The organism is Micromonospora qiuiae, assembly GCF_016863555.1.
GTDB lineage: Bacteria > Actinomycetota > Actinomycetes > Mycobacteriales > Micromonosporaceae > Micromonospora > Micromonospora qiuiae.
Genome location: NZ_BOPC01000037.1, coordinates 23,042 through 35,567, shown reverse-complemented (window position 1 = coordinate 35,567; position 12,526 = coordinate 23,042). Strand labels below are relative to the sequence as shown.

The window sequence follows — 12,526 nt, the reverse complement described above, 5'->3', positions numbered from 1 at the left end:
CGATGACAGCCCAGGCCCGCCTGCTCGGTGGCAGGTATCAGGTCGGCGAGCTGCTCGGGTACGGCGGCATGGCCGAGGTGCACCGCGGCCGCGACCTGCGACTCGGCCGGGATGTCGCGATCAAGATGCTGCGGGCGGATCTTGCCCGTGACGCCACCTTCCAGATGCGCTTCCGCCGGGAGGCGCAGAACGCCGCCTCGCTCAACCACCCCGCCATCGTCGCCGTCTACGACACCGGGGAGGAGCAGGCCCCCACCGGCGAAACCCTCCCGTTCATCGTGATGGAGTTCGTGAACGGGCGCACCCTGAAGGAGGTGCTCGGCGCCGAGGGCCGGCTGCAGCCCCGCCGCGCGCTGGAGATCTGCGCCGACATGTGCGCGGCGCTGGAGTTCAGCCACCGGCACGGCATCATCCACCGCGACATCAAGCCCGGCAACGTGATGCTCACCCAGACCGGCCAGGTCAAGGTGATGGACTTCGGCATCGCCCGGGCGCTGGCCAGCGGCGCCACCACGATGACGCAGACCAGCGCAGTCATCGGCACCGCACAGTACCTCTCCCCGGAGCAGGCCCGGGGTGAGGCGGTGGATGCCCGCTCCGACGTGTACGCGGCCGGCTGCGTGTTGTTCGAGCTGCTCTGCGGTCACCCGCCGTTCGTCGGCGACAGCCCGGTGAGCGTCGCGTACCAGCATGTGCGGGAGGCCCCGCCGACGCCGAGCGACCTCAACCCGGACGTCAACCCGGCGGTCGACGCGATCGTGCTCAAGGCGCTGTCGAAGAACCCGCTCAACCGCTACCAGAGCGCCGGCGAGATGCGGGCGGACCTGCTCCGCGCGGCGGCCGGCCGGCCGGTGATGGCGACCCCGGTGATGCGCGAGGACGAGACCGTGGCGATGGCCGCGACCCCGAGCCATCCGTCGGCCGGCGCGACGCAGACCCGGCAGATCCCGGCCCGGGTGGGCGACCCGCGCCAACGCCGGGCCTCGTCGTGGCTGATCGCCGTCTTCGCCGCGCTCGGCGTGCTCGCGGTGATCGCCCTGGTCGCCGCGCTGTTGCTGAACGATCGGGAGCCGCCGGACGTGCCGGTGCCGACGCTCACCGGGATGACCGAGCAGGAGGCGTTCGACCGGATCCAGCAGGACGGCCTCCAGCCGGCGCGCGGTGAGCCGGAGTTCACCTCGGACTGCAAGAAGGACACGGTCACCAGCCAGACCCCGCAAGCCGGGGAACGGGTGGCACCGAACAGCACGGTGACCGTCCGCATCTGCGGCGGCAAACCCGAGGTGACCATCCCGCCCGGTCTCGTCGGCAGCAAGGTCGACAGCGCCCGGGAACGGCTCGATGAACTCAACCTCGAGGTCAAGACCGTCGAGGAGGACAACGCTGAGGCGGCCGGTCTGGTGCTCAAGGTCGACCCGCCCGAGGGCGAGAAGGTAGCCGAGGGGACCAAGGTGACGCTCACCGTCTCCAGGGGCAACGTAGTCCAGGTGCCGAACGTGGTAAACCTCACCGAGGCCGAGGCGAAGCGGCAACTGCGCAACGCGGGCTTTGTCCCCGATGTGGTGCTCGGTCCGGAGGTGCCTGCCGCTCAGGCCGGCCGGGTCGTCGATCAGAGCCCGAACGCCAACTCCCGGCAGACCAAGGGCAGCAAGGTGAAGATCGTGGTGTCGGTGGAGGAGCCGGAGGATCCGGATCCGCCGACCCAGACCCCGCCGACCGGCACGCCCACCACGACCCCGCCGCCAGACGGCGACGACGGTGGCGGTGGCGGCGGCGGTCAGATTTCGCCGCCCCTCCCGCCGTTCCGCCTGCCCGACAGCTGAGGGGCCTCCGGCCAGCCCTCTCCAGGCGTCAACCAGCAACTCCGTTTCGTCGGTATGGCGGTGTCTGAGCGGTCGGGACACCGCCATTACGGCGAAACGGCGATCGGCGATGATCAAGGCGATGACGCCCCGCCTGTTGCCGGTCGCCCCGGACCGAGACCCGATTTCAGCTGGCGGCGAAGGCGGCGCGGCGACGGGCGTCGACCTCGGCGGCCAGCGCGGGAGCCCTCTCCAGTGCCTCCGGATGACCGCAGCCGGCGAGCCAGTTGGCCAGCATCAGGTGGCCGCCCTCGGTGAGCACCGACTCGGGGTGGAACTGGACGCTCTCGATCGGCAGGGTGCGGTGACGCATCGCCATCACGATCCCGCCGTCCGTCCAGCCGGTCACCTCCAGCTCCGGTGGCAGCGTCTCGCGCAGCACCGCGAGGGAGTGGTAGCGGGTCGCGGTGAACGGGTCGGGCAGTCCGGCGAGGACACCCGTGTTGTCGTGCCGGACCTGCGAGGTCTTGCCGTGCAGCAGTTCCGGGGCGCGCGCGATGGTGGCGCCGAACGCCTTGCCGATCGCCTGGTGGCCGAGGCAGACGCCGAAGATCGGCAGCTTGCCGGCGTACGCACGGACCAGGTCGAGGCAGATGCCGGCCCGGTCGGGGGTGCCCGGCCCCGGTGAGAGCAGTACGCCGGCCGCACCGACCCGGCCCACCTCGGTCACCTCGATCTCGTCGTTGCGTCGCACCTCGCAGTCGACGCCGAGCTGGCCGAGATACTGCACCAGGTTGAAGACGAACGAGTCGTAATTGTCGATCACCAGGACGCGCATGTCCGCCTCACCCGTCCTCGTCCGATGGCGCCGTGTTGTTCCGCTCGGTGTCGTACGGCAGGTCGTGCTCGTCGTCGGCCGGCGCGTCGTCGGCCGGATCCCCGCCGGGCACCCCGTCGCCAGGCGCGCCGGGCACTCCGGAATCCTCGGTGACCTGCACGTCGCTACCGGTGAAGGGCAGCAGCGGCTCCGCCCACGGGAACACCACGTACCAGAGCAGCGCCACCATCGTGGTGGCGAGCAGCAGGCTGCCGACGAGCTTGCCGGGCAGCCCGAAGGGAAGTTTGCGCCAGATCCAGGCGTACATGGTCAGGCTCCCAGCTCTGCCGGGCGTCCCTCGGACTTCGGCTGGGTACGCGTCAACTCGGCGTGAATGATCAACCGCTGATAGTTGTCGAACTTCGGGTTGCAGGTGGTGAGGGTCAGCATACGTTTGGTCGGCTTCTGGCCCGGCCGGCCGGGGACCGGGGCGACCACCTCGACCTGGGACGGTTTCACGATCAGGCTGTCGGTGACCTGGTAGACGTACCACTCGTTGCGGCCCTCGACGAGGATCGGGTCTCCCTTGCGCAGCTCGTCCAGCCGCCAGAAGGTGGCCCGGTTCCGGTGCCCGGCCACGGAGAAGTTCCCGACCTCACCCGGCATGGCGCTGTCCGGGTAGTGGCCCGGGGCGTACCGGATGTCCTTCTGGGTGACGCCCTCGACCACGATCCATTCCTTGTCGAGCTTCGGAATGGCGAGGAGGGCGATCGGCTTGCCGTGCACCGGCGGCTTCGGCTTGCTCGATGGGCTCGCCGAGGGCGCCACCGTGGGGTCGCCTTCGGGCCCCCACGCCTGAGCCAGTTGCTCACTCAGATCGCCCTGGTGGGCGTCGACGATCGCCGACTTGCCCCAGATCTCGTAACCGGCGAAGAGGAGCACCACCAGGCCGAACGTGATCAGCAGCTCGCCACCGAAGCGCAGGCCGGTACGGACCCGAGACCAGACCGAGGGACGGGTCAGCTCCGAGTAGATGCTCTTGTATCCCTCGTCGACCTGCTGCGCGCGCAACTGGACAACCCGGTCGCCCCGACGCGGTTTGGGCTGCTCGGCGGAGCGGTCGGCCTCGTCCGACGGCTCCTCCTCCCGGGGTGGCCGGGGCACCGCTCCCATCAGGGCGGTCGAGTCCAGCGCGGGCTGGCTGCCCGGCCTGACCCCGGTGACGGCCGGAATGAGCGCGGTGGCTGCCGGGTCCAGCGGCCGTCCCGGCGTTGCCGGTCCGGTCTGTTGGGTCGAAGCGGTCGGGCTGGTCTGCTGGTTCGCCAGGGCTGGTGCACCGGTCGGGTCCGGGCGACGCACCTCGCCCGACCGGCCCAGGTCCGACGGCGGGTTGGTCCTGGTGTCGCTGATTTTCGGTATCAGCGCGGTCGCACCTTCGTCGTTCGACCAGCCGCCCTGACCGCCGGCACGGCCGGTGGGATGCCGCGCAGGCTCGCCACCGTGGCCACCGTTGCCCTCCGCCGCCCGGGCCGGCGCCGTCCACGGCAGTTGGGTCTGCGGCTGCGGTGGGGTGGGTGCCGACGGCTGTGCCTGTGGCTGTGGTGCGGTGGGTGCCGACGGCTGGGCCTGCGGCTGCGGTGCGGTGGGCGCCGACGGCGCACCGGGCCTCAGCGGAGCACCGTGCGCGGGCGGCGCGGCGTACGACTGCGGTACGGCCTGCGGTTGGCCGTGGCTCGGCTGCCCGGACAGCGGCTGCGTGCCCTGGGAAATCCATCCCGGCTCACGCCCCGGCGCGGCGTGCGGCGGCTGCTCGGGTCGGCTCGGCCGGAAGGCGTCCCGCCAGGGCGTCGGTTCGCCGAAAGGGCCGGGCTGGCCGGCCGTCGAGCCGGCGCCGTTGCGCTGGTCGGCACCGCTCGTGGCCGGTCGCCAGCTGGCAGGGGCGAGGCTCGGGTCGGGCGCCCTGCCCCACTGCTCCGTCGCCGGGTGTTGCTGCCGGCCCGGCGCGGGGCGCGGTGCCACCTGGTCGTCCGGCCACGGCAGGGTCGGACGCGGAGGGACCGGGGCGGGCTCTGCTCGCTCGACCTTGGGCAGGAAGGCGGTGGACTCGCCGGTCTGGTCGCGGTGCCGGCCGTTTGGTTGCTGGCTCATTGCGGCCTCACTTCAGCACGGTCGCGGAGCGCAGGGTGGTGGAATCCTCGAAGGCGGGAACGGTGACCGTCGAGATCTTCTCGGAGTAGCCGAGCTGGTAGTTGTCGACCGCGTCCCTGAACCACCGGACTCCCTCGGAAGCGGCGAGGGCCTGCCGGAGCGCGGCGGGATCGCCAATTGCTACGATCTTGAAAGGTGGGGAGTACACCCGCCCGTGCAGCAGGAGGGTGTTACCCACGCAGCGTACCGCGCTGGTGGTCAGGACGCGCACGTCCATGATTGACATGGCCTCGGCGCCGCCCGCCCAGAGCGCGTTGACCACCGCTTGGACATCGCCCTGATGGACGACCAGGTCGTCGTTCTCGACTCCCTCGGGCAGGCTGCCGACCTGCGGCGCATCGTTGAGCTCGACGGTGAGCCCTGGACCGGTGAGGGCGGTGAAGCCAGCGGCGCCGAGACTCGCGGCAGAGCGCTCCTGCTGCTCCCTGATCGGGCCGTCGGAATCCGCGAGATCGGTCGTGCGGCTCTCGACCTCCCGGCGCAGTCTCGCGGCCCGTTCCTCGTTGGCGGCCACCTGGGCCCGCCGGTCCTCGATGAGTTCGGTGAGCTGGGGACGTCGGTCCTCGCGCAGCGCGGTGCCGCCAGCGGTGGTGGCGGTGGTGGTGAAGAGCAGGCCGGCGGCGGCAGCGATCAACGGTACGCCGATCGACCAGCCCGGTCGGCGCTGCCACGGCCGGCGAGGCAGCAACCCGGCGACGAGGCGTCGCAGCGCCTTCTGCCACGAGGCTGCGCCGGACGTGTACTCCACGGACCGTTCCCCTTTCCCCACCTGTCGTGCCCGCGGGATGCGGTCGGATCGAGCGCCGTCGGCAGTCCGTTTCCGGGTTGCCCGGCACCTGTCTGGCCCCATTCGTGGATTGGACGAGCCTTCCGGACTACGCTAGCTCTCGAACATTATTGGCCATGGACCGTCGCCCTCGCGCCCGGTTGTCAGGCCGGACGAGGTCGTAACCCCTCTGGAGAGCGTCGTGCCCAAGTCTCAGGTCCGCAAGAAGAAGGTGTACACCCCGCCCACGGACGTCCGCCCGACGGCGACAGCGGCGACGCGCAAGCCCAGCCCGCTCTGGCTGCCGGTCTCGGCGGTGTCGCTGATCGTGTTCGGGATCGGCTGGCTGGTGGTCTACTACCTCTCCGAGCAGGAATACCCGGTCATGGAGCTGGGTTACTGGAACCTCGCGGTGGGCTTCGGCGCCATGGTCGCCTCGCTGATCCTGCTCTCCCGCTGGCGCTGAGCGGCGGCCAACGGGCGCGCCGAGCGTAACCGGCAGGTCACCTCAGGCTGCCCGACGAGCGATGCCGCGGACCTCCCAAGGTCGACGCAGGGCGAGATGGGCCCGTCCAGGTGCGATAAGGCTCACGTTACTGTCGGGTAACGTTGCGCGTACGCTGCACTGCATGACCCAGTGGAGCGAGATCGTCGACTGATTCGGTTGACGATGCGGTGGTGTCGGCGGATCGTGCTCGATCCGGTCGCCACGCCCGCTCGACAGGCAGCAGACCGGGAGGGCCAACTCGATGGGCAGCGTCCAGATCGTCACCACGATCCTCGCGGCCGCCATCACCGCCGTGGCGGTGTGGCTTGCGGTGTGTGCGGTCATGAAGATGGTGGCTGTGATCCGGCTGGGTCAGCCCGACCCGTCCCGAGCCGGTGACCTTGGCCGCCGCACGAAGACCATGCTCGCGGAGACCGTCGGGCACACCCGGATGCTCCGGTGGAGCGTGGTGGGGGCGGCGCACTGGTTCGTGATGGTCGGCTTCATCGTGCTGTCGCTGCTGGTGCTCGAGGCGTACTTCGAGGTGGTGTCGCCGACCGGCGGGCTGCCGCTGATCGGCGGCTGGGCGCTCTACGGGCTGGTCACCGAGTGGATCGGCATCCTTGGCATCGTCGGGATCGTGGTGCTGATCGCGATTCGGCTGGCCAACCGGCCGAACCGGCCCGGCCGCCGGTCGCGCTTCACCGGCTCCACCATGTGGCAGGGCTACTTCGTCGAGGCGGTCGTCCTCGCCGTGCTGATCATGGGCTTCCTGATCCGCGGCTTTAAGGTGGCCACCGACCACTTCGAGTACCCGGCCTGGGCCGCCCCGTTGAGCCACGCGGTCGGTTCCGGGCTGCCGGACTGGGAGGCCGGCGTCAGCATCGCCGCCCTCATCAAGATCGCCATCTCGATGACCTGGCTCATCGTGATCTCGCTGAACGTCACCATGGGTGTCGCGTGGCACCGCTTCCTCGCCTTCCCCAACATCTTCTTCAAGCGCGAGCCGGGTGCGGCCGGCTCCGGCCTCGGCGCGCTGCGGCCGATGATGAGCGACGGAAAGCCGCTGGACTTCGAGGAGGCCGACCCCGAGTCCGACCAGTTCGGCGTCGCTCACGTCGAGCAGTTCACCTGGAAGGGCCTGCTGGACTTCACCACCTGCACCGAGTGCGGCCGATGCCAGTCGCAGTGCCCGGCCTGGAACACCGGCAAGCCGCTGTCTCCGAAGCTGCTGGTGCTCAGCCTGCGTGACCACGCGTACGCCAAGGCGCCCTACCTGCTGGCCGGCGGCGGCAAGGACCTGACCGGCGAGGAAAAGGCCACCGCGGCGCAGCTCGCCCACGTCGACGTGCTGGCACTGGCCGAGGCGGAGAAGCCGCTCATCGGTGACGCCGAGGCGGGCGGCGTGATCGACCCGGACGTCCTCTGGTCGTGCACCACCTGCGGTGCCTGCGTCGAGCAGTGCCCGGTGGACATCGAGCATGTCGACCACATCGTCGACATGCGCCGCTACCAGGTGCTCATCGAGTCGAGCTTCCCGTCCGAGGCCGGCGTGATGCTGCGCAACCTGGAGAACAAGGGCAACCCCTGGGGCGCCCCGCAGAACACCCGGGAGGACTGGACCAAGGGCCTCGACTTCGAGGTCCCCCGGGTCGGCGAGGTCGACGACTTCGAGTACCTGTTCTGGGTGGGCTGCGCCGGCGCGTTCGAGGACCGGGCCAAGAAGACCACCCGGGCGGTGGCCACGCTGCTGAACGAGGCGGGCGTCTCGTTCGCCATCCTCGGCGAGGGCGAGACCTGCTCGGGCGACCCGGCCCGGCGGATCGGCAACGAGTTCGTATTCCAGATGCTCGCCCAGCAGAACGTCGAAACCCTCAACGAGGCGTTCGAGGGCCGGGAGAAGGCCAAGCGCAAGATCGTCGCCACCTGCCCGCACTGCTTCAACACGCTGGGCAACGAGTACGGCCAGCTCGGCGGCGAGTTCGAGGTGGTGCACCACACCCAGTTGCTGGCTCACCTGGTCGCCACCGGAAAGCTCACTCCGGTGCAGCCGGTCGACGGCGGCGTGACCTACCACGACCCGTGCTATCTCGGCCGGCACAACCGGGTGTTCACCCCGCCGCGTGAGGTGCTGGACAGCGCCATCGGTGGTGGCTCCGGCGGCGGTGTCATCGAAATGCCGCGCAACAGCGAGCGCTCCTTCTGCTGCGGTGCCGGTGGCGCCCGGATGTGGATGGAGGAGCGCATCGGCAAGCGGATCAACGTGGACCGGGTGGAGGAGGCCATGTCCACCGGGGCGCGGACGGTGGCGGTCGGCTGCCCGTTCTGCTCGACCATGCTCACCGACGGGGTGAATGGCAAGGGCGCCGGTGAGCAGGTCGAGGTGGTCGATGTGGCCAGCGTTTTGCTGCGTTCGGTCAAGCCCGGGCAGCACCCGGCCGCCCCGGAGCAGGAGCCGGTCGGCGGCTGACCCAGGGTCCGTACGCGGGGTGCGGCGATGCCTGGACGGTGTCGCCGTGTCCCGTTTACGTATTGGCGTAGATAACTGTTGCGACAATGGTCGACACCCTTTGTATTCGACCGGTCGCGCAAACGTGAATGGGCCGTAGGTCGCCTTGATTCCGCCCCGCGCCTTCCCTAATGTTGGGCACCGACCGCCGTGGGTCGTCTGTCTCGCCCCTTACCGCTCGCGGGACGCCCGGTGGTCGGTTGCAAAGGAGTCGCTGCCGGTGGCAACCATGCCCCTTCATCGTCGTGTGCCCGGGCGTTCCCCTCGCCCCGGTGGCCTGCGCAGGGTCGCCCGTCGGCTGGTCGTCCTGGTCGCTGCCACCGCGGTGGGCGCTGGCCTGCTCGCCGCTCCCGCATACGCGGAGCCCTCGGTCGAGCAGATCGAGGCGGAGATCGACAAGCAGTGGCGGAAGCTGGAGCCCACCATCGAGCAGTACAACAAGGTGCGGGCTCAGCTGAAGGTCAACCGTGAGAAGTCGAAGAGCCTGGAGAAGAAGATCCAGCCGCTGGCCCTGGAGGCCGAGTTGGCGATGAACCGGGTGGGCGACATGGCCTCCCGGTACTACATCAGCGGTCCGTCCCACGAACTCGGCGCGGTGCTGCTCAACGCGAAGCCGGACACGCTCGGCGAGCAGATGGCCTTCCTCAACCGGCTGGCGGCGGAGGAGCGCCGGCAGCTCGAGGGCGTCATGAAGATCAAGAGGAAGTACGACGGACAGAAGGCCAAGCTGGACGCGTTGATCGCCGACCAGGAGGTCAAGGAGAAGCAGCTGGCGGCGAAGAAGAAGCAGATCGACGCCGAGATCAAGCGGCTGGAGAGGTCGCTGCCGGTGACCACGGTCAAGACGACCAACTGCCCGACCATCAACGGCGTGGTCAGTGGGGCGGCGCGGACCGCCATCAGGACGGCCTGCGCCCAGGTCGGCAAGCCGTACGTCTGGGGTGCCACCGGGCCGAACGCGTTCGACTGCTCCGGGCTGACGCAGTACGCCTACCGGGCCGCCGGCATCCACCTCACCCACTTCACGGGTGCCCAGTGGAACGAGGGCAAGGCCATCTCCCGGGCCGACGCCCGGCCGGGTGACCTGGTCTTCTTCTTCAGCGACCTGCACCATGTCGGGCTCTACCTGGGCAACAACCAGATGGTGCACGCGCCCCGCGCCGGCAAGCCGGTCAACGTCTCGCCCATCACGACCATGCCGGTCGCCGGCTTCCGTCGACCGGGCTGATCCACTCGGCTGAGCGGTAGCGCAGGAACGAGCCGAAGGCCCCCGGTCAAGCGACCCGGGGCCTTCGTCGTTGTCGGATTTATGCACCGACGGTGATGGCGTGGGTGTGTTGCGTATCGACGCAGATCGTCCCTACGCTGGGCAATCGCCGGCCGGCTGGCAGCTCCGCCCATCAGGGGCGGTAACGGTCCGGCACCGCCGAGTCGCTGCCCGAGCGAGCCGGGGAACCAGGTACCCGGGGTGAGTCCGCGATGTGCGCGGTAGGGCGTCCCCTTCCCGCCCGAACCCGTCAGCTAACCCGGTAGGCGGTATGGGAAGAAGGAGTACGGAGCCCGGTGGCACACCATGCCCCGCGGCCACCGTCGCAGCGGCCGGCGATGCCCGGCCCGACGACGGCTGCGCCGCGTTCCCGCTGGTACCGCTGCACCACCGCACTCGCCGCCTTGACCGCGGCCGCCGTCATCCTGACCGGCGGAGCGACGGTGGCGTACGCCGACCCCACGGTCGCCGACATCGAGCGCCAGATCGACGAGGACTGGAACCGGCTCGAACCTGTCATCGAACGGCACAACGCCACCCGGCAGGACCTGGCCGTCAAACGGCGCCAGGCCGACGCCCTGGCCACCCGGATCGCCCCGCTGCAAGCCAAGGTGGACGAGGCGATGAACCGCGTCGGCGCGCTGGCCGCCCGGGCCTACAAAGGCGGTACGGTCCGCGCGGTCAACGCGCTGCTGGGCAGCAGATCCCCTGGCGAGGTGGTCGAGCAACTCGGCCTGCTCGACCGCTACGCCCGCTTCGAACAGCAGGACGTACGGCAGGCGAGCGAGCTACGCGACGAACTCGCCGCCGCAAAGGGGACGCTGGACCGCAGCATCGCCCAGTTGACCCGCACCGAGGCCGAACTCGCGCGGAAGCGGCGGCAGATCGACGCCGAGATCGACCGGTTGCAGCGGCTGCGGCTGCGGGCGTACGGCAACGGGGGCGGCGGCCCGCTGCGTCCGGCGCCCTGCCCGGCCGGCTACCCCGGCGGGCCGGCCGGGAAGGCGGTCACCTTCGCCTGCGCCCAGATCGGCAAGCCGTACTCGTGGAGTGCCGAGGGGCCGAACGCGTACGACTGCTCGGGGCTGACGCTGGCCGCGTGGGCGCGGGCCGGAGTGACGCTGCCGCACAACGCGGCGCGGCAGCGCCAGGTGACCGCGTCGGTCAGCCGGAGCGCCCTGCGCCCGGGTGATCTCGTTTTCTACTACCGGGACCTGCACCACGTCGGCATGTATGTAGGCGACGGTTGGGTGGTGCACGCCTCCCGCGCGGGCCAACCGGTGAAGATGAAGCGAATGGACGACAGCCCCATCCACAGCTTCGGCCGGCCCGGGTGACGGATGTCGCGTACGACGGCAGGGGCCGTGCCCACGGCGGCGCGGCCCTGCCGCTCGCGTGCCTGCGCGCCGCCCTGCCGCTCGGGGTGTATCTCTCGTGGGTCAGTGGGTCGGCCAGGTGCGCCAGTTCTGCCAGGCGCGGCTCGGCGTCGGGCCGCGTTGGCCCTGGTAGCGCGAGCCGTAGACAACCGAGCCGTACGGGTGCTCGGCCGGGGACGAGAGCCGGAAAATGCAGAGCTGGCCGATCTTCATGCCTGGCCAGAGAGTGATCGGCAGGTTGGCCACGTTGGACAGCTCCAGGGTGACGTGACCGGAGAAGCCGGGGTCGATGAAGCCGGCGGTGGAGTGGGTGAGCAGACCGAGCCGGCCCAGGCTCGACTTGCCTTCGAGCCTTCCCGCGAGCTGGACGCCGAGGGAGATCACCTCCAGCGTGGAGGCGAGCACGAACTCACCCGGGTGCAGCACGAAGGGCTCACCGTCGGGCACTTCGACCGGCGAGGTCAGGTCGTCCTGTTGGGTCGCCGGGTCGATGTGGGTGTAGAGATGGTTGTTGAAGACCCGGAACAGATTGTCCAGGCGTACGTCGATGCTGGACGGCTGCACCAGCGTGGGCTCGAAGGGCTCCAACGCCAGGGTGCCCGCCTTGATCTCGGAGACCAGGTCGCGGTCGGAGAGCAGCATCGCCACACCATAGCTGCCGGTACGGGTGACCTGCGTGTCGGACTACCTGCTTCGAACGTATGTTCGATAAGATGTCGGCATGGCTTCCTGGTCCGAATTCGCCGCTGACGAGCCTCGACTCGCCGACGGGATCCGCCTTCTCATGCAGCAGTACGGCCCGGGCTTCGGCTACCTGGCCACGGTCCGCGCCGACGGCGGGCCCCGGGTGCACCCGGTCTCCCCGGTGATCACCGACGACGGTCTGTTCTGCTTCGTGATCAACTCGCCGAAGCGGCGCGACCTGGAGCGCGACGGGCGCTACGCACTGCACTCGTTCCCGCCCGAGGAGAGCGACGACGAGGCGTACGTCGCCGGCCGGGCCCGCCCGGTCACCGACGACGCCACAGTGGCCCGACTGGCCCTCGCGGCACGGGCCGCGCCGCACGCCGACTGGCGGTTGTTCGAGTTCTCGGTCGACGTGGCGATGCTCGCCCGTCACGAGCAGCGTGGCGCTGGGCCCGGCGACCTGGTGGGCCGTCCGGCCGTCCAGGTCTGGTTGGATCCGGCCGGCGCCGCCGCGGACGCTGTCCCGCCCGCGCCGTTACCGGTCCGGGCGGGCCGACACGCCCGCGCCGCCTGAGCCAGTGTGCGCCGGTGCCGGCCCCGTCTCGCG

General features: G+C 70.3%; 11 protein-coding genes and 1 riboswitch. Of the genes, 6 read left to right on the top strand and 5 right to left on the bottom strand.

Translation table 11 applies throughout. The features are described from left to right. Positions 1–2 precede the first annotated feature (2 nt). Entirely contained in the window at positions 3–1,823 is a 1,821-nt protein-coding gene (pknB, locus tag Vqi01_RS14475; protein WP_204035304.1) for a Stk1 family PASTA domain-containing Ser/Thr kinase, read from the top strand. Positions 1,824–1,989: 166 nt separating this feature from the next. Here pknB and Vqi01_RS14470 read toward each other — a convergent pair whose 3' ends face one another. From Vqi01_RS14470 to Vqi01_RS14455, 4 genes are read right to left on the bottom strand one after another with little or no spacing between them, the layout of a single operon-like run. Beyond that, positions 1,990–2,640 carry an aminodeoxychorismate/anthranilate synthase component II gene (locus Vqi01_RS14470; RefSeq protein WP_204035303.1) on the bottom strand — a complete coding sequence of 217 codons (651 nt, stop codon included), beginning with the start codon at positions 2,638–2,640 and terminating at the stop codon, positions 1,990–1,992. Between the two features lie 7 nt (positions 2,641–2,647). After that, positions 2,648–2,947 carry a hypothetical protein gene (locus tag Vqi01_RS14465; RefSeq protein ID WP_204035302.1) on the bottom strand — a complete coding sequence of 100 codons (300 nt, stop codon included), beginning with the start codon at positions 2,945–2,947 and terminating at the stop codon, positions 2,648–2,650. Positions 2,948–2,949: 2 nt separating this feature from the next. Further along, positions 2,950–4,767 carry a class E sortase gene (locus tag Vqi01_RS30750; protein ID WP_239098396.1) on the bottom strand — a complete coding sequence of 606 codons (1,818 nt, stop codon included), beginning with the start codon at positions 4,765–4,767 and terminating at the stop codon, positions 2,950–2,952. Between the two features lie 7 nt (positions 4,768–4,774). Continuing rightward, on the bottom strand, positions 4,775–5,575 hold the full coding sequence (locus tag Vqi01_RS14455) for a DUF881 domain-containing protein (RefSeq protein WP_204035301.1): 801 nt from the start codon (positions 5,573–5,575) through the stop codon (positions 4,775–4,777). A 220-nt stretch (positions 5,576–5,795) separates the two neighbouring features. Here Vqi01_RS14455 and Vqi01_RS14450 point away from each other — a divergent pair, with 220 nt between their 5' ends. From Vqi01_RS14450 to Vqi01_RS14435, 4 genes are all read left to right on the top strand, one after another. Further along, complete coding sequence (locus Vqi01_RS14450) at positions 5,796–6,059, top strand: cell division protein CrgA (protein WP_204035300.1); 264 nt, start codon at positions 5,796–5,798, stop codon at positions 6,057–6,059. 283 nt (positions 6,060–6,342) lie between these two features. Continuing rightward, a complete protein-coding gene (locus tag Vqi01_RS14445) occupies positions 6,343–8,550 on the top strand; it encodes a (Fe-S)-binding protein (RefSeq protein WP_204035299.1) in 2,208 nt (735 codons plus the stop codon). Positions 8,551–8,803: 253 nt separating this feature from the next. Further along, positions 8,804–9,817: a C40 family peptidase gene (locus tag Vqi01_RS14440; RefSeq protein ID WP_239098401.1), complete on the top strand. Its 1,014-nt coding sequence runs from the start codon at positions 8,804–8,806 to the stop codon at positions 9,815–9,817. 186 nt (positions 9,818–10,003) lie between these two features. After that, a riboswitch (cyclic di-AMP (ydaO/yuaA leader) is annotated at positions 10,004–10,140 on the top strand. Positions 10,141–10,152: 12 nt separating this feature from the next. Beyond that, entirely contained in the window at positions 10,153–11,193 is a 1,041-nt protein-coding gene (locus Vqi01_RS14435) for an NlpC/P60 family protein (RefSeq protein ID WP_204035298.1), read from the top strand. Positions 11,194–11,295: 102 nt separating this feature from the next. Here Vqi01_RS14435 and dcd read toward each other — a convergent pair whose 3' ends face one another. Continuing rightward, positions 11,296–11,874, bottom strand: coding sequence for a dCTP deaminase (gene dcd, locus Vqi01_RS14430; RefSeq protein WP_204035297.1), 579 nt, complete (start codon positions 11,872–11,874; stop codon positions 11,296–11,298). A gap of 79 nt (positions 11,875–11,953) precedes the next feature. Here dcd and Vqi01_RS14425 point away from each other — a divergent pair, with 79 nt between their 5' ends. Then, positions 11,954–12,493: a pyridoxamine 5'-phosphate oxidase family protein gene (locus Vqi01_RS14425; protein ID WP_204035296.1), complete on the top strand. Its 540-nt coding sequence runs from the start codon at positions 11,954–11,956 to the stop codon at positions 12,491–12,493. The last annotated feature ends 33 nt before the right edge of the window (positions 12,494–12,526 follow it).

Excerpts from the sequence above, each read along its gene's own strand:
- dcd (WP_204035297.1), bottom strand. The coding sequence starts at position 11,874 with ATGCTGCTCTCCGACCGCGACCTGGTCTCCGAGATCAAGGCGGGCACC.
- Vqi01_RS30750 (WP_239098396.1), bottom strand. The coding sequence starts at position 4,767 with ATGAGCCAGCAACCAAACGGCCGGCACCGCGACCAGACCGGCGAGTCC.
- Vqi01_RS14465 (WP_204035302.1), bottom strand. The coding sequence starts at position 2,947 with ATGTACGCCTGGATCTGGCGCAAACTTCCCTTCGGGCTGCCCGGCAAG.
- Vqi01_RS14445 (WP_204035299.1), top strand. The coding sequence starts at position 6,343 with ATGGGCAGCGTCCAGATCGTCACCACGATCCTCGCGGCCGCCATCACC.
- pknB (WP_204035304.1), top strand. The coding sequence starts at position 3 with ATGACAGCCCAGGCCCGCCTGCTCGGTGGCAGGTATCAGGTCGGCGAG.
- Vqi01_RS14425 (WP_204035296.1), top strand. The coding sequence starts at position 11,954 with ATGGCTTCCTGGTCCGAATTCGCCGCTGACGAGCCTCGACTCGCCGAC.
- Vqi01_RS14470 (WP_204035303.1), bottom strand. The coding sequence starts at position 2,640 with ATGCGCGTCCTGGTGATCGACAATTACGACTCGTTCGTCTTCAACCTG.